Genomic DNA, 16,161 nt, shown 5'->3' with positions numbered 1-16,161 from the left:
CGGCCGCCCACCCGGGCCCGGGTGCGTGCTACGTCGTACACCCTCGTACGTCGTACGCCTGGCCGACTACTCAGCGGCGGCCGGGGCGGGAGCCGGGGCGGGGCGGCGGTGCTTGCCGGTCTGCTTGGCCCAGCGGGATCCGTAGGCGACCTGGCCCTTCTCGGCGGCGGCGAAGGCCTTGGTGTTCCAGTTCTTGCGCATGAACGCCTCCCGCGCCTTGATCAGCAGCGGGTTGCGGACGGAGCCCATCTGGCCGATCCGCCAGGCGATGTTCTGGAGCGGAGCGGTACGTTCGCGCCGCTCGCTCTCGTAGCGGCGCAGCGCCGAGACCGGGTCGCTGCCCGCTCCGGCGAGGTGCTCGGCCAGCACGAGGGCGTCCTCCAGGGCCTGGCAGGCGCCCTGTCCGATGTTGAAGGTGATGGGGTGGGCGGCGTCCCCTAGGAGGGTGACCCGGCCCTGGCCCCACTGACGTTCGGGCTTGCGGCCCTCGACGTCGCCGCGCAGGATCCACTCCTGCGGAGTGGCCTTGAGGATGTCGGCGACCGGCCCGCCCCAGCCCGCGTGGCGGCGCAGCAGCATGTCCCGCACACCGGGCAGGTCGCGCCCGCCGGGGGCGCCGTTGGCCACGCTCATCCAGTGGACGAGGCCGGGGGCGACGTCGTAGTAGGTGAAGCGGGTGCCCGGGCCGAACATGGCGTTGAAGGTGCCCGGGGGGATGTCGGCGTGCTCCATCTGGGCCCGGCCGCGCCAGGCGATGTAGCCGCTGTAGCGGTTCTGCGCGGGGCCGAACATGGCGTCCCGGACGGCTCCGTGGATCCCGTCCGCGCCGATCAGCAGGTCGCCGCGCTCGGTGGTGCCGTCGGCGAAGCGGACGGTGACCCCCTCGCGGTCCTGGTCGAAGCCGACCACGTGGGCACCGGTGCGCACGACGTCACCCTCCAGGGCGTCGCGCAGGATGCCGTGCAGGACGGACCGTTCGACGGCGATGGTGGGCGCGCCGTAGCGGCCGACGAAGTCACCCACGGGCCAGGCGCCGAGCACCTCGCCGCGCCAGGTACTGAAGTGGGCGGTCTCCTGCGCGGGGGCGATCTCCAGGACCTGCTCGGCGACGCCGAGGTAGTCCAGCGCGAGGACCCCGTTGGTCCAGATGTGCAGACCGGCTCCGCCGTCGCGCAGTTCCTCGGCCCGCTCCAGGACGAGGGGTTCGAAGCCGCGCTGCTGGAGGGCGAGGGCCGCGGCGAGGCCGCCGATCCCTCCGCCGGCGATGAGTATGCGACGGGCATGTCCTATGGCCATCTTGTGTGCTCTCCTCGTGGCTGCCCGGGCCGGTCCGGGACCGGGCGTGAACTCCCTGGCGTACTAGTGGAGTTGTCAACGCTAGCATTCCAAGCATCGAACTTGATAGTCTCAGCAGAACATCTAGCGTCGCTACGAAGGTGGTTGTGATGGAAGTCCTCCTGCAAACGCTGGCCGTGATAGCCACCATGGCCAACGCGGTGGTCTACGGCACCGACGTCTTCGGCGCACTCGTCCAGCGCCCCGCGCTCGCCCACGTGGACGACGCGACCCTGACCAGCGTCATGGGCCAGACCCACCGCTTCGGGGACGCCCGGATGGTCTTCCCCGGTGTGTTCGGCCTGGTCTCCACGGTGGGCACCGCCGCGGTGGCGGGCTTCGACGGCAAGCCCGTACCGTCCGTCGCCGCCGGTGTCGCGGCGGTGGCCCTGGTCATCTGGCTGGCCATCTACAACAAGGTGAGCGTGCCGGTGAACAAGGCCCTCACCAGCGCGGCCCTGGAGTGCAAGGTCGCCCCCGACGCGCGCGGCCTGCAGCGCACCTGGGACAGCGTCATCAACGTACGGGTGCTGCTCCAGGCGGTGGCCCTCGGCGCGATGTGCGTGGTCCTCTCGACCACCTGAGGCCCGCGCGCGACGGCGAAGGGGCCCCACCGCCGGGTGGGGCCCCTTCGCCGTCACTGCTGGGTCCTACGGGGTCCTGCTGGCCTTGCTGGTCCTGCTGGATCCGACCGGGTCCTACTGGAGTGCGATGTTGCCGAGGACGTCCGCGTCGGAGATGTCCTCCATGCCCTCGGTGCTCTCGACGGCGGCGCCGGGCAGGACGTCCGTCTCGGAACCGGTCACGTTCTTCTTCTTGCTCGCCACGATGGTGTCTCCTTCAGACGCGGACCAGTCACGAATACCTCGAATACCTTCTTGAGATTCACCAGCCCGGCCACTCCGCGTCAAGGCCCATTTCTCCCGCCCCAGCGGAATTCCAGGGCCCCTCCAGGAAATTCCGGAAAAGTACCGTGGGACCGGGATCCGACACGGGGAGACGCCCATCATGACCACAGCCCCGCACACACCGGCCGCCGATGTACTCGCCGAACTCACCGCGGTGCTCGCGGGGATGACCGGCGTCGAGGTGCATGTGGTGGACGCCGAGCGCCCGTTCACCTTCATGGGGCTCGACTCCCTGCTCGGCGCCCAGTTCCTCGGCGCGCTCGGCGCCCGCTACGGCATCCGGCTTCCGGCCGACGCGCTGTACGAGCACCCGACTCCGGCGGCGCTGGCCCGGCACCTCGCGAGCCGCCTGCACGCTCCGTCGGCCCCGGCCCCGGCGGCTTCCGCCGCGGCTCCGATGACCAGCTGGTCCCCGCTGCGTCCCGTGCGGCACCCGGCCGCGGTCACGGTGGCGGCCGACCACGGCGATCTCGTCACGGCCCTGCGGGCCCAGCTCGCGCGCATCCTGCGGTGCGCGCCCGAGGACATCGACCCCGGTACGCCGTTCACCAGTATGGGCCTGGACTCGATCCTGGCCGCGGAGTTCGTCGCGGGCATCAACCAGACCTGGGACCTGACCGAGCAGACCGCCCTGCTGTACGAGCACCCCGACCTCGCGGCGATGGCGGCGTACATCACCGGCCGCGTCACGGGCGCCCCGGCGGCGGCCCCGGCCCCCACCCCGCCGCCCGCCGCGCCGGTCCGTCCCGTCACCCAGGGCCCCGGGCTGGACCTCGAAGCGCTGCTCGACGCCGTACGGGACGACGTACTCAGCATCGACGAAGCCGCCGCCCTGCTGGCCGCACGCTGACACCCCCCGCCTGAGACGAAAGGCACGCCAGGAGATGGAAGACCGGGAAATCCTGACGCGGTTCAAGAGCGGCACCCTGGAGCGCCGCCGCGCGGTGGCCTTACTGACGGCCATCCCCGCCCCGCCGGGGGGATCCCGGGGCACGTCGGCGGCGCATCCTCGCCGGAGGCGACCGGCGACGGCCACTACCTCGACGACATCGACGGCTTCGACCCCGACCTCTTCGGCCTCGACGACCGCACCGCCGCCCTGCTCGACCCGCAGGAGCGGCTGCTGCTGCACAGCGCCTGGCAGGCCCTGGAGAGCGCCGGGCACGCCGGGGCCCGCCTCGACGCGACCGGCCGCAGCGTCGGCGTCTACCTCGCCGTCACCTCTCGCGACTACGCCGTGCTCACCGGCGGCCGCGGCCCGCAGGGCGACCCGGCCGGGCGGCTGTCCCGGCTGCTGGACCTGCGCGGCCCCAGCCAGAACGTCGACACCGGCCCCTCCTCCTTCCTCACCGCCCTGCACCACGCCCTCGCCGCCCTGCGCGCGGGAGAGTGCGCGGCCGCCCTCGTCGGCACCGCCGAACTCCGCCTCGACCCCGCCCGCCCCGGCGACGGCGAGGGCGTCGCGGCCGTCCTGCTCAAGCCGCTGGCCGCCGCCCGGGCCGACGGCGACCACGTGCACGCCGTCCTCCTCTCCAGCGCCGTCGGCCACCCCGGCCGCGGCCCCCACGCCCCGCTGCGCGAACGCCTCACCCAGCACGCCCTGGCCGCCGCCCGGGTCCCCGCCCCGGCCGTGGCCCTGGCGGAGGACGCCCGGAGCGTGGCGGCCTCCGTCGGCCGGGCGGGCCCCGCGACCGGCGCGGCCGCGCTGACCCGGGCCGTGCTCCAGCTGCGCCACGCCACCCTGCTCCCCGCACCGGCGGCCCCGGACGGCGGCGGCCGGGCCCAGCCCACCGCCTGGCCCGCCGCACCAACCCCCCGCCGCGCGCTGGTCGGCGTACACGACGAGGGTGCGCCCCAGGCGACGGTCCTCCTCGAAGAGGCCCCGCGGAGTGCCCCCCAGCCCGACGGCCGCGCCGAACCGGCGCCCGGTCCCCGCCTGGTGCTGCTCTCCGCGCCCACCCCCGCCCACCTGAGCGCCACCGCCGCCCGGCTGGCCCGCTGGCTGACCGCACCGGCCGGCGCGGCCCGGGGCGCGGCCTGCGACCTGGACGCGGTGGCGGGCGAACTCCGTGCCGGCCGGGCCGCGATGAGCTGCCGCCTGGCGGTCGTCGCCTCCGACGTCCCCGCCCTCGCGAGCGCCCTGGCCGCCTTCGCGGCACCGGCCCGCCCGACCGCGCCACCCGGAGCCCCCGTCCCCCTCGTCCGCACCGCCGACCTGCGCGCCGCCGAACGCGACCCCCTGCTGCTCGGCGCGCTCGACGAGACCCGCGCCTACATCGACGCCCTCTGGCGCGGCGGGCGGCTCGAACAGCTGACCCGCCTGTGGCTGGCCGGGGTGGACGTCCTCGTCCCCGACCGGTCGGCCCCGGCCCCGGCGTCGGCCCCCGCGTCGGCCTCCGCGTCCGCGTCCGCCTCCGCACCGCCAACGGTCCCCGGCCCGCGTCCCGTCGTAGAACTGCCGACGACCGTCCCGCGCCCCCGCCCCCTGTGGTGCGACAGCCCGCCGCGCCCCGCCCGTTCCGAGCCCGGAGCCCTCGGGTGAGCGCGGACCCGGTCACGGCCACCAGCACGCCCACCGGCACCGGCAAGGGGCCGGCCACGGGCACGGGCACCAACCGCCAGCAGCTGGTCGAGGCGGCCGCCGCCCAAGGCCCCACCGCCGAGGCGGTCACCCTGTGGCTGTGCCCCAACGAGGACGTGAACCCGGCCCTCGCGGGCCTGCTGGCCGGGCACTGGCTCGACGCCCACGAGCACAAGACCGCCGGGAAGTTCCTCTTCGAGCGGGACCGCAGCCAGTACCTCATCGCCCACACCCTGGTGCGCCGCGCCCTCTCCCTGGAGGCGGGCCTGTCCGAGGCCGAGCTGGTCATCTGGCGCTCCGCGCGCGGACGCCCGTTCCTGCGGCCCTCCCCCGACGCCATGCCGCGCGGCGGCGCCCAGCTGGACTTCAACCTCTCCCACGCGGGCGGCTACAACCTGCTCGGCATCGTGCGCCAGCAGCGCATCGGCGTGGACGTGGAGCGGATGGACGACCGCGACGACCAGGCCATCACCACCATCGTGCGCACCTTCGCGCCCGAGGAGCGCGCCTGGGTGGACGCGCTGCCGCCGGGGCGCGACCGCGACCGCCGCGCGCTGCGCGTGTGGACGCTCAAGGAGGCGTACTCCAAGGCCCGCGGTCTGGGTCTCGGACTGCCCTTCGACAGCTTCGTGTTCACGATGGACGACGAGCGCGGGGTGCACGCCTTCGTCCCGCCCGAGGACGACACGGCCCGCCCGTGGTGGTTCATCGAGCTGGAGCCGGTCCCGGGGGTGCTGGTCGCCGTCGCGGTGCCCGCCGACCCCGGCCAGGACGCGGTGATCCAACTGAACCACGGCTTCCCCTGGAGCCGTTCGGACCCGCAGACTTTTCCGCTGCCGAAGCCGGTCGGTGGAATCCCGGCGTCCGTTCTCGCGTGACACCCCTCGAATCCTTTACCGATAATTTGGAAACATTCGCGGGTGCTCTCGCGTACCGGATAGTTGATCTATATCCATCATCATTTTCCCCCGCGGTGTGTCCGGATCTGTGTGCACAGCGATATCCAGCCCGCCCTGACCTGCGAGAAGGCTGGATCACACCGTAATGATTGAGCGTCATGGAAAGGCGCTCAAGGACCGCTACAGGAAATTGAGAAAAACCAGTGGCCCCCGCTAGCGTGCCTGGAGCGGGGGCGGATTTCTGCCTACCGGACGGGAAAGACAAGGAACTCGACGAGTACGGAGGAGACCGTGAGGATTCAGGTTCTGGGTCCGTTGAGTGCCGAGGTCAACGGGGGATCCATCGTTCCGACCGCGGGTAAACCACGGCAGGTGCTGTCGCTGCTCGCGCTCTATCCGGGGCGCGTCATGCCGGTCCCCACTCTCATGGAGGAGATCTGGGGGACCCAGCCGCCGCAGAGCGCGCTGACCACCCTGCAGACGTACATCCTCCAGTTACGCAGACGTCTCGGCACCGCGATGGGGCCCGACGCGCCCGGCGGGGCCAAGGAGGTACTGGCCACCCGGCACGGCGGCTACCTCCTGCAGATCCCGGAGGAGTCCGTCGACGTACACGACTACGACCGCCTGGTCCGCGAGGGCCAGAGCGCCTTCGAATCGGGCGACAGCCTGGTCTCGGCGGCCCGCTTCAAGGCCGCGCTGGACCTGTGGCGCGGACCGGCCCTGGTCGACGTACGCGTCGGGCCGATCCTCGACATCGAGGTGATGCGCCTGGAGGAGAGCAGGCTGGTGACGGTGGAACGCCGCATCGACGCCGACCTGCGCCTCGGACGGCACGCCGAGCTCATCGCCGAACTGACCGAACTGACCGCGCGCCACCCCCAGCACGAGGGACTGCACTCCCAGGTGATGGTGGCGCTCTACCGCTCGGGCCGTCAGGCCTCGGCACTGGAGGTGTACCGCAGGCTGCGCATGCGGCTGATCGAGGACCTGGGCGTGGAGCCCTCGCCGCAACTCCAGCGCCTGCACCAGGCGATGCTGTCCGTGGACCCGCAGCTCGACGTCTTCGCGGGACCCCGCCACACCTCGACGTTCGACCTCTTCGCCGCCTGATCCGCCTGATCCGCCTGATCCGGCCGATCCGGCCAGTGGCAAGCGGGCGGCCCGGCGGCCCACCCCGGGAGCGTACGGACACCGGCCCGTCCGGTGCCTCCGTACGACGCCCGGGGCGGCCTCCAGCACCTCGCGAAGACCTCTCCAGCTCCGTTCCAGCCACCGCGCGCACAGTGATGGGTCATCACCGGCCCGCCGCATGGAGCGTCCTTCGGGACGCTCGGGGCGCACGGAGCCTTCGGAGCAAGGAGGTCGCACGTGCCCATCCTGAGGTACTTGGAGAACCCGCTCGACGACCTGCCCCGGCGGGCAGCGGCGCGCGGGGGCGACGCACCGGCCGTCACCACCGGCCGGGCCACGCTCACCTTCGCCGCGCTCGACCGGGAGGCCGACCGGATCGCGCGCTGCGTCCAGCGGATCGCGTCCGGGCCCGGCGCGGTGGTCGCGGCGGCCGCGAGCCTGGACGCCGTCTTCCCCGCCGTCTACTACGGAACGGTCCGCAGCGGCCATCTGCTGGCCCTGATCGACCCGTCGACCGGGCCGGCCGCGCTGCACGAGGTCCTCACCACCGCCGGGGCCGAGATCGCCTTCGTGCCCACCGCGCTGGCCGAACTCCTCGTCAAGCTGGAGGACCAGCTGCCGCGGCTGCGCGTGATCGTGGTGACGGACGCCGTCGGCGAGGTGACCCCGGGCTCGGCGCTGGCGCTGTCCACCGCGCTGGCGGGCGTGGCGGACACCCCGTTCCGGGCCGAGCCGCCGGTCGACGTGGACGCCGTGGCCTGCATCCAGTTCACCCCGCACGCCCTCGCCGCGCCCGGATCCACCGGGACCGGGCTGCGCGCGGTGCGTTTCAGCCACCGCAACCTCATCGCGAGCGCCGCGCAGACCTCCATCGCCCAGGACCTGGGCGCCGGTTCGGTCACCGTGAACCACCTGCCGCTCTACCACCCCGCCCACCTCAACGCGGCCGTCCACGCGGGCGCCTGGCAGGTGCTGTGCGAGGATCCGGCGCCCTGGGCCGGGATCGCGCTCGCGGGCCGGGTGGGGGCGGGTCACTACTACGGGCTCGCGAGCAGGCTCGGCCGCCTGGCCGCCGACCGGCGTTTCGCACCCGGCCACCCCGACCTGCCCGGCCCGCAGCTGCGCGCGGTGCTGTCCGGCGGCACCCCGCTGGAGCCCGCCACCGCGCGGCGGCTGCGCGACGTACTGGGCGCGCCCGTGCTCCAGGGGTACGGCCTGGGCGAACTGTGCACCCTGTCCCACCACCAAGTGCCCGGCTCCCGGCCCGACCTGGGCGCGGTCGGCGTACCGCTGCCGGGTACCGAGTGCCGGGTGGTCACGCCCGCCGGGCGGCAGCCGGTGGCGGTGTGGTCGACGGGCGAGCTGGAGATCCGGGGGCCGCAGCTGACCGTGGGCTGCGGAGCGGGCGGCTGGCTGTCCACCGGTGACGTGGGCTACCTCGACGAGGACGGCGGCCTGTACGTCGTCGACCGGCTCGGGTCCGTCTTCACCTGCGACGACGTCCTGATCGCGCCTTCGCTGATCGAGCGGGTCATCGGCGAGGACCCCAGGGTGGCGGAGTGCGTGGTCGCCGACTGGCCGGACCCGGCGCGCGGGGCCCTGGTCTGGGCCGGGATCGTGCTGCGCCCCGGCGTCCCCGGGCGCGGCCCGCTCGGCCTGCTCGACACCCTGGACTCCATCGCGGAGGCGGCCAACGCCCGTCTCTCCCCCGGCGAACGGATCCGCCGCCTCGAAGCCCTGGACACCATCCCCCGCACTCCCGCGGGCACCCCGGCCCGCCACCGCGTCCGCACCCGCCTCCACGCCCTGTCGGCAGCCGAATCCACCGCCTGACCCCCACGCCCCGGCCCCGGCCCCCGACCCCAACCCGGCCCGGCCCGGCCCGCCTAGAGGCTCGGGGCCGGGACCGGGGACAGGGCCTGCGCCAGGGCCGCGGCCGTCGACTCCGGGTCCGCGACGCCCGTCATCACCAGCGTCACCGCCTGGTCCCGCCCCGGGTCCCGGGCCAGGGCCCGCGCCAGCGCGTGCGCCGCGCCCGCGCCCGGGCCGCAGCCGCACAGCAGCAGCCGCCGCCCGGGAACGAGCAGCCCGGCCAGCTCCGGCGGCACCGCCGCCACCGCGTCCGGCGGCCCCGGCGGCCCGGGAACCCGGAGCGCGACCACCGTCTCCGGCCCCCGGTGCCGCCGCGCGAACAGCTCGTACGCCCCCGCCGCCACCCCCGGTACGCCGACCAGGCAGATCACGTCGGCCGAGGCCCCACCCACCCGCAGGACGCGCACGCCGACCTGGTGCGCCGGCGGCAGGTGCGGGGCCATCGAGGGGGCCCGCGCGTGCGCGAGCAGGGCCAGCGCCTGACCCACCGTCGTCCCCGGATCCGGCATCCGGGCCAGCTCCCGCAGCAGGCTCACGCACTGCCCGAGCGCCGCCGACGCGTCCTCGTCGGCCAGGCTCGCCCGGTCGTAGACGGCGCTGAGCGCCAGCGCCCCCCCGCTCTCGTGCCGCGCGTTCAGCGTGATCGGCAGGCCGGTCCCGGCGCTCGCCGTCCGCGGTTCGTCGACCAGGATCCCCTGCGCGAGGAGCTCCGCCCGTACCCCCGGCGGCAGTTCCGGCCGGTGGTCGAAGGACACCACGCTGTCGGTGAGCCGCTCGTCGGCACCGCGCCCGATCCACGCCCGGACCCGGTCGCCGGACACCCACGGGTACGCCGCCAGGTCCAGCAGCGCGTCCCGCACCTGCTGGAGCAGCTCGGCGAGCGGCGCCGCCGGATCCACCCGCACGGTCATCGGTAACGGGTGCCCGAGCACCCCGGGGATCCCCGCGGCCCCGGGCAGCGCGATGTCCCGCGCGCCCAACTGCACCCCGAAGCTCACCCGCAGCGGCCCCTCGGCCCCCGCCGCCCGGTAGAGCAGCAGCGCCCACGCCACGTGCAGGGCGCTGCTCTCCCCGGCCCCCCGCGCCGCCGCCCAGGACCGCAGCCCGGAGCTGTAGGGCTCGACCAGCAGCCTGCGCAGCCGCCCCGAGCCGCTCTGGCGGGTGTCGGCGCCCCGGCGGCCCACCGCGGTCGCGGCGCGGCGCGGCGGTCCGGTCCGGGTCCACAGCTCCCGCGCCCCCTCGGCGCTCTGCCGGGCCAGCCAGCGGGCGTGGTCGCGCAGGTCGGGGCGGCGCTCCCCGCCGGGCAGTGCCCCGCCCGCCAGGTAGGCGCGGTAGAACTCGCGCAGCAGCAGGTGCACCCCGTGCTCGTCGAGCAGGGCCCGGTGGTAGGTCAGCAGGATCCGTACGGGCTCCCCGGGCCGCCCCTCCAGCAGGGTGAGCCGCAGCAGCGGCGGCCGGTCGAGGGCGAAGCTGTGCAGCCGGTCCGCCGCGAGGAGTTCGGGCCAGCCGGTCTGCGCGCGCGTGCGGTGCGCGATGTCGACGTCGGCGCGGGGGTGCAGGACGAGCCGGGCCAGCGCCGTCCAGTCGAAGGCGGCCCGCAGCACCGACTCGCGCTCGGCCACCGACTGCCAGGCCGCGCCGAAACGGGCCCGCTCCAGCGGACCCGCCCAGTTCCAGTGGATCTGCTCGATATGCCGGTCGTGACCGCCCTGGCGGGTGACCGCCTCCCACAGCAGGTCGCGCTGGTATCCGGCGAGGGTCAGCGGTTCCCCCGCCCCGGGGTGCGGGCCGAGCAGGTCGGCGAGCAGTTCGGCGTCCAGCACCGCCCCGGCGCCCTCGCCGGAGCCGCCCGGTTCCGCGTCGGCCGCGGTCAGCCGCAGGGTGTGGCGTCCCGCCCCGTGGCACTCCAGGGCGAACCGGAGGTGCCGGTGGCGCCCGGCGATCCGCGTCGCGAACAGCTCGGCGTCCGCGTCGTCGCGCAGCCCCCGGAGCCCGAGTACGAGCGCGGACCCGGCCGGGCGCCGCCGCCCCGCCCCGCGCACCACGACAAGAACCGGCCCGGGCCCCCTAGGCCCGGACACGGCGCGGCATCGGCGGCGGGCACGAATGGTGCGCGGCCCGTACGGGCCGCGCTGCGGCGAGTTCCCTTGCCTTCACGGCGTACGCCTTCCCTTGGCCCCGGCCGGAGGTTACCGGTCCAGAAAGCGTAGTAGCCCGAGCGGCCGCGGGTCCCTTTCCTCAAGTGGGGCTGCAGCGCTCCGCGAACCGCCGTCCATCACGGCGGTCTCCGGCACCCGTACCCGCCGGTGGGCCTCACTGACGAGATAGCGGTCCTGGACGAGGTGCGTGGCGAAGCTCCACTCACCGGCCCCCTCGTCGGCCGGTACGCCGTCCGGCGCGTCGGCGGCCACGAGCCGGGCCGCCCCCTGCGCCGTGGTGACCCCGCCCGGGCCCGGCCCGAACGCGAACCCGAAGCCCGAGAAACTCCGCCGCATCCCGTGCCCGAGCGCCTTCGTGTACGCCTCCTTCAGCGTCCACATCCGCAGCAGCCGGCCCCGGCGCTCCTCCGCCGGGAGCGCGGCCAGCGCCGCGTCCTCGGCGGGGGTGCACACGTGCTCCCGCAGCAGCTCGAAGGAGATCTCCCGCCCCGCGGGTTCCGCGTCCACCCCGATCGGGCCGGTCCGGCTCACCCCGACCACGATCAGCTCGTCGGTGTGCGCGAGGCTCACCTCCAGCTCGGCGCCGAGCCCGCGCAGCACCGGCCGCCCGCCGGGCCGGTAGCCCAGGTCCAGGGTGTCCACGGGGACGTTCAGGGCGTTCGCCGCGGTGTACTTCATGACCAGCCGCGACACGGCGAACCGCATCCGCCCGGCCGCGGTGGGCCCTTGCCGGTAGCGCGGCCAGTCGGGCCCGAGCAGCGGCCGCAGCCCCGGGTCGAGCAGTGCGGCCGTCAGCCACTGGCCCCAGGTCGTCCACACCACCGCCCGGCCCTGGTCGTCGAGCCGGTCGTCCAGCTCGTCCCACGGCCCGTCGGGTCCGGCCACCGCCAGGGGCGCGGGCCCGGGGCCGAGGGCCCCCGCCTGCCGCGCGTTCACCACAGCACCCGGGTCGCGTAGAGGTCGCAGTCGACGCCGAGCCGGTCGCGGCCGTCCAGTTCGGCCCACACCCGCTGGCGCGCCTCGATGTCGGCGGGTCCGCCAGGGCCGCCCGGGCCGCCCGGCCCGATGCCGAGGCGCCCGGCGATCCGGGTGAGCACGAGCAGCGACCAGTGTTCACCGCCGAGGAACAGGCCCCGCCCGGCGGCGGCGCCCTGGACCCCCAGCACGGCGGCCGCGAGCAGCAGCATCGACTGGCGGTCGGCCAGCGCCCGTACGGCCGGATCGGCGCGTCCCGCGTGCGCGGCGGCCAGGCACGGCCCGTGCAGCGCGCGCTGCTCGCTGACCAGCCGACCGGCGGCCCGGGCCAGCGCCGCCGTCACCGCCTCGCCGCCCGCGACCGCGGTGGAGAGCCGCGCGGCCGCGCCGGTGAGCACCCCCACGAGGGTGTCGTCGCCCTCCGGCGCCGGAGGCACGCTCCGGGCGGGCATGGCGTCGCCGAGCCGCAGCAGCACGGCCCCCGTGGTGTCCGAGCGCCGCTCGAACGCACGGGCCAGCGAGGGCAGTTCACGCACCAGGTCACTCTGGTACGCCCCCACGTCGGCCGGCCCGCACCCGGCCCCCGGCAGGTCCGCGACCAGCTTGGCCAGCATCCGCCGCTCGGGCCCGTCGGCGGAGCGCCCGCATTCGGTCAGGACCAGGTCCAGCTCGTCCAGTACGCCGCCCACCACTATCGGGACCGCGTAGCCGACGGCCGCGCGCACCGCCCGCCCGCCCCCCTGCGGCAGGGCGGTCGCCCGCAGGCCCACCGCCACCAGGGCCTCGCAGGCGAGCAGATCGGCGAAGGCGGCGGCCAGCGGGCCCCGCCACTGCCGGACCCCGGGATCGGTGCGGCCCCGCTCGGCGACCGTGCGCACCGCGCCGCGCAGCACCGTGCCGGCGGCGGCGATCAGCGCGGCCGGGCCGAGCAGCGCGGCGAACTCCCCCACCCGGTCGGGCACCGGCTCCGCCCGCTCCTGGGCGGCGAGCAGCGCCCGCGCGCCGTGGGCGTGTCCAAGGGCCAGGTCACGGCGCAACAGCGGGCGCAGCACGCGCACGAGGTCGTCGGCCGAGGTGAACCGGCCGCCCCGCGCGGCGGGCACGAACTCGCCGAGCACGGCGGCCTCCACGGAGGTGCGCTGCGCCGCGGTGCCCGTACGGTCCGCTCCCGGCGCGTGGCAGGCGTACCCGTACGGATTGGCCGCGTCGTACGGGTCGGAGAGCAGCGCCTCCAGCCGGACCGCGCGCAGCGCCACGTCGACGGTGGGCGCGAGGGCGGCGTAGGGGTGCGCGAGCGCGAAGTGCCGGCTCCGCCGGGGCGGTCCGGCCTCCGCGACGGTGAGTTCGTCTTTCCGCACCGGACCGGCGGACCGTGTGGACACCATCGAATCGCTCCCCGTCGTACTGGTAGTCCTCGTCGTACTGGTAGTCCTCGCGGTGTCCGTCATCGGTAGGTCACCGCAGCCTGCGTACGGCGCTCTGCGCGTGCCACTTGGCCAGGCCGAGCACCTCGCCGCTCGCCCGCCCCAGCCACGCCCGCACGTACCGGCGGGCCTCGACCAGGCTCGTTCCCTCGCCCAACACCCGTGCGACGGCCTCCTCGCTCAGCATCACCTGCTGCGCGCAGACCACCCGCACCCCGTCCTCGTCCGGCACCAGGGACCATTCGCCGCTGTGCGCGGCGATCAGCTCGGGGGTCACCAGCTCCTTGTAGACGATCCGCCCGGCCGAGGGGAAACACAGCCGTACCGACCGGGTGCTGACCGTGCCCCCGCCCGGTTCGGCGCAGGTGTCCACGACCGCGACCTGCACGCCCGGCACGTCCTCGATGACGCTGGACCACTCCACGTGCGGGACGGACTCGCTCCAGTCACCGATCCGGTAGAGGAAGTCGTAGACCAGCTCGGCGGAGCCCTGGACGTGCACGCTGTCCTCGAAGGACAGCAGCAACTGGTCCATCCGGTCCCAGCGTTCGGCGCTCGCCTTGAGGTGCGCGAGCTGCGCGTCCAGTTCGTCCTGCCACTCGCGGCGGCTGCGCTCGGTCTCGGCGGCGGGCAGGCCCGCCAGGGTGCGCCGCTGGGTCAGGGTCACCAGCGACTCCGTGTCGCCCTTCGGCTCGACCGTCCAGGTGCCGGACACCGGCGCGCCCAGGCGGGCGGTGTCCTCCTGCTCGAAGTCGACGGACCGGTCGTACGGGCGCAGGACGCGCCCCACGTGGAAGGAGCGGACCCGGTCGGCGCTCACGTCCCACAGGCGCAGGCGTTCGCGCACGCCGTCGAAGTCCATCCGCTCGACGTGGACGGGCGAGGGCAGCAGGAGGGGCCAGCGCACGGCGTCGGCGAGCAGCCCGTAGACCACGCCGGCCGGGGCGGCCACCCACGCCGTCCGCTCGCTCGCGTGCACACGCTGCGACGGCATGAATGCCCCTTTCGCCTCGACGGGTGCCCTCCAGGGTGCACGGCCCCGCTCGAACTTCGCTCAAGCCCGCGGGCGTCGGGCGGCTCCGCCCGGGCGTCAGGCGGGCGACCGGCCGCTCTCGGCCAGGGCGTCGGCGAGCATCCGCCAGATCTCGGCGGCGAGGTCGATGTTGGCGTCCTCCTGGGCCTGCTGGGCCAGGGTGCGCAGCCCCTGGATCCCGGCCGGGTCGCCGCTGAGGATCAGCAGCTGGTGGCGCAGCATCTCCAGGCGGACCTGGTCGCGGTACGTCATTCTCGGCGCGTCACCGGCCAGTTCGCCGAGGAGGGCGCGCGCGTCGTCGTAGCGGGAGGTGGCGAAGGCGAGGTCGGCCTTGAGCGCGGTCAGTTCCTGGCGCAGCGCGGGCGTCCCGACGAAGGCGAGCGCGGCCTCGGCCTCGGAGGCCCGGCGCTGGGCCTGCTCGGGGTCGGCCGGCAGTCGCTGGAGGTGCAGCCGGGCGGCGGCGAGGCGCAGCCGCAGCCACAGGACCAGGTCCTCCTGGCTGCTGAACCCTTCGAGCGCCTCCTCAAGACAGGCCTGCGCGCCGGGGTGGTCGCCCTGGCGCATCCGGACGGCGGCGGCCGTCCACATGGCTTCCGCCCACAAGGCGTCCGTACGTCCCTGCACCAGCGCGGTCAACTCGTCGGCGTGCGCCCGGGCCTCGCCTATCCGGCCCGCCTCGGCCTGTACCGATACGAGCGCCAGCAGCGCGGTGGCCCGGTCCTCCACGCCGAGTTTCTCGCCGAGCGCGAGGCGGTGGGCCTCGACGGCCGCGTCGAGGGCGGGGGTGATGTCGCCGAGGGAGCGCAGGCAGCGGGCGAGCCGGGTCAGGCCGCGCGCCCGCAGCTCGGTGACGCCGACCTCGTCGCCGAGCGCGACGAGCGCGGTCAGGCGGTCGCGTTCGCTGACGTGATCGCCCTGGAGGCGGTCGGCCTGGGCGAGCAGCCACAGCGCCTGCCAGCGCAGTACGGGACTCTCGTGGCCCTCGGCGGCCAGGGCCTGGCGCAGCTCCTCGATGGCGTCGCTGGAACCGGTGGACGCGGCGAGGGTGAGCGCGTGGGCCAGGGATCCGGTCGCGGGTTCCTCGAAGTCGGCGGGTTCCAGACCGAGCCGTCCGGCGAGGTAGGTCACGGCCCGCTCGGTGGGCTGGCGGGCGCCGGACTCGAGGCGGGAGAGGTAGCCGGTGGACATGCCCTCCCCGGCGAGCGCCGTCTGGGACAGGCCCCGGGCCATCCGTAACTTCTTGAGGCGGTGTCCGAACGCGGGCTGTCGCAGCATGAGCATCCCTGGGGTGAGCGGGGCGGGAGAGTCGCCGGGAACCGCACCGAGCGTAGGACGCCTGGCAACACGCGGGCAAACCTTTGCCAGAGTTGGGCGATTTTCCTCGTGCGGGTCTCACGCGGACGTCGTCCGCTCTTCGAGCGGTCCTCCAGGGGATCGAGGCAGACTCTCCAGAACCCGGCCCCGCACCCGGCCAGGACCAGCCCTTTTCCCATCCGATCTTGTTGTCTCCGACGCCTGGGGGTCGATGATGAGGCCATCGGTGTGCGCACGCCAAGCGGCCGGCCCGGCCGCTGCTTTCCCGCACATCGGCGACGACCCCATAGACCCGCCCCAGGACGTCCAGTCGGACGAGGACATCGGCTGGCCCAAACGCTGACCCACCCCACCCCCGACCGGCCAAAACACCCCCCCGAACCCCAAGACCCCGACCCCATCCAGCCCCGCCCTCATCCCAAGACCCCGCCCCCATCCGACCCGGCGCTCATCCCGAGGCCCGACCCCATCCAGCCCCGCCCTCATCCCAAGACCCCGCCCCCATCCGACCCGGCGCTCATCCCGAG

13 protein-coding genes are annotated in these 16,161 nt (G+C 75.0%); 6 read left to right on the top strand and 7 right to left on the bottom strand.

Features of this window, described 5'->3' with window-relative positions:
* Nucleotides 1–66: 66 nt before the first annotated feature.
* Entirely contained in the window at nt 67–1,296 is a 1,230-nt protein-coding gene (locus tag QMF80_RS28630; protein WP_283458445.1) for an FAD-dependent monooxygenase, read from the bottom strand.
* A 149-nt stretch (nt 1,297–1,445) separates the two neighbouring features.
* Between QMF80_RS28630 and QMF80_RS28625 the strand changes: the two genes are divergently transcribed.
* Nucleotides 1,446–1,919, top strand: a complete 474-nt coding sequence (locus tag QMF80_RS28625; protein WP_283458444.1) for a DUF1772 domain-containing protein — start codon at nt 1,446–1,448, stop codon at nt 1,917–1,919.
* A 114-nt stretch (nt 1,920–2,033) separates the two neighbouring features.
* On the opposite strand, the gene QMF80_RS28620 is transcribed toward QMF80_RS28625, so the two are convergent.
* Nucleotides 2,034–2,162 carry a hypothetical protein gene (locus tag QMF80_RS28620; RefSeq protein WP_283458443.1) on the bottom strand — a complete coding sequence of 43 codons (129 nt, stop codon included), beginning with the start codon at nt 2,160–2,162 and terminating at the stop codon, nt 2,034–2,036.
* 181 nt (nt 2,163–2,343) lie between these two features.
* On the opposite strand from QMF80_RS28620, the gene QMF80_RS28615 reads away from it, so the two are divergent.
* From QMF80_RS28615 to QMF80_RS28595, 5 genes are all read left to right on the top strand, one after another.
* Nucleotides 2,344–3,093 carry an acyl carrier protein gene (locus QMF80_RS28615; protein WP_283458442.1) on the top strand — a complete coding sequence of 250 codons (750 nt, stop codon included), beginning with the start codon at nt 2,344–2,346 and terminating at the stop codon, nt 3,091–3,093.
* Between the two features lie 132 nt (nt 3,094–3,225).
* Nucleotides 3,226–4,785, top strand: a complete 1,560-nt coding sequence (locus QMF80_RS28610) for a beta-ketoacyl [acyl carrier protein] synthase domain-containing protein (protein ID WP_283458513.1) — start codon at nt 3,226–3,228, stop codon at nt 4,783–4,785.
* On the top strand, nt 4,782–5,702 hold the full coding sequence (locus QMF80_RS28605; RefSeq protein ID WP_283458441.1) for a 4'-phosphopantetheinyl transferase family protein: 921 nt from the start codon (nt 4,782–4,784) through the stop codon (nt 5,700–5,702). Before QMF80_RS28610 ends, QMF80_RS28605 begins: the two co-directional genes overlap by 4 nt.
* A gap of 312 nt (nt 5,703–6,014) precedes the next feature.
* Nucleotides 6,015–6,836, top strand: coding sequence for an AfsR/SARP family transcriptional regulator (locus QMF80_RS28600; RefSeq protein WP_283458440.1), 822 nt, complete (start codon nt 6,015–6,017; stop codon nt 6,834–6,836).
* 258 nt (nt 6,837–7,094) lie between these two features.
* Entirely contained in the window at nt 7,095–8,690 is a 1,596-nt protein-coding gene (locus QMF80_RS28595) for a class I adenylate-forming enzyme family protein (RefSeq protein WP_283458439.1), read from the top strand.
* Nucleotides 8,691–8,743: 53 nt separating this feature from the next.
* Here QMF80_RS28595 and QMF80_RS28590 read toward each other — a convergent pair whose 3' ends face one another.
* From QMF80_RS28590 to QMF80_RS28570, 5 genes are all read right to left on the bottom strand, one after another.
* Nucleotides 8,744–10,774: a condensation domain-containing protein gene (locus QMF80_RS28590; RefSeq protein ID WP_283458438.1), complete on the bottom strand. Its 2,031-nt coding sequence runs from the start codon at nt 10,772–10,774 to the stop codon at nt 8,744–8,746.
* 144 nt (nt 10,775–10,918) lie between these two features.
* Entirely contained in the window at nt 10,919–11,824 is a 906-nt protein-coding gene (locus tag QMF80_RS28585) for a 4'-phosphopantetheinyl transferase family protein (RefSeq protein ID WP_283458437.1), read from the bottom strand.
* A complete protein-coding gene (locus tag QMF80_RS28580) occupies nt 11,821–13,248 on the bottom strand; it encodes a hypothetical protein (RefSeq protein ID WP_283458436.1) in 1,428 nt (475 codons plus the stop codon). The genes QMF80_RS28585 and QMF80_RS28580 overlap by 4 nt, the downstream gene beginning before the upstream one ends.
* Before the next feature lie 70 nt (nt 13,249–13,318).
* Nucleotides 13,319–14,281, bottom strand: a complete 963-nt coding sequence (locus tag QMF80_RS28575; RefSeq protein ID WP_283458434.1) for an aromatase/cyclase — start codon at nt 14,279–14,281, stop codon at nt 13,319–13,321.
* A 96-nt stretch (nt 14,282–14,377) separates the two neighbouring features.
* On the bottom strand, nt 14,378–15,595 hold the full coding sequence (locus QMF80_RS28570) for a helix-turn-helix domain-containing protein (RefSeq protein ID WP_283458432.1): 1,218 nt from the start codon (nt 15,593–15,595) through the stop codon (nt 14,378–14,380).
* Nucleotides 15,596–16,161: the final 566 nt, after the last annotated feature.

Source organism: Streptomyces sp. G-G2 (assembly GCF_030063135.1).
Lineage (GTDB): Bacteria > Actinomycetota > Actinomycetes > Streptomycetales > Streptomycetaceae > Streptomyces.
The sequence above is the reverse complement of the archived record's forward strand: the minus strand, read 5'-3'. Positions and strand labels throughout refer to the sequence as shown.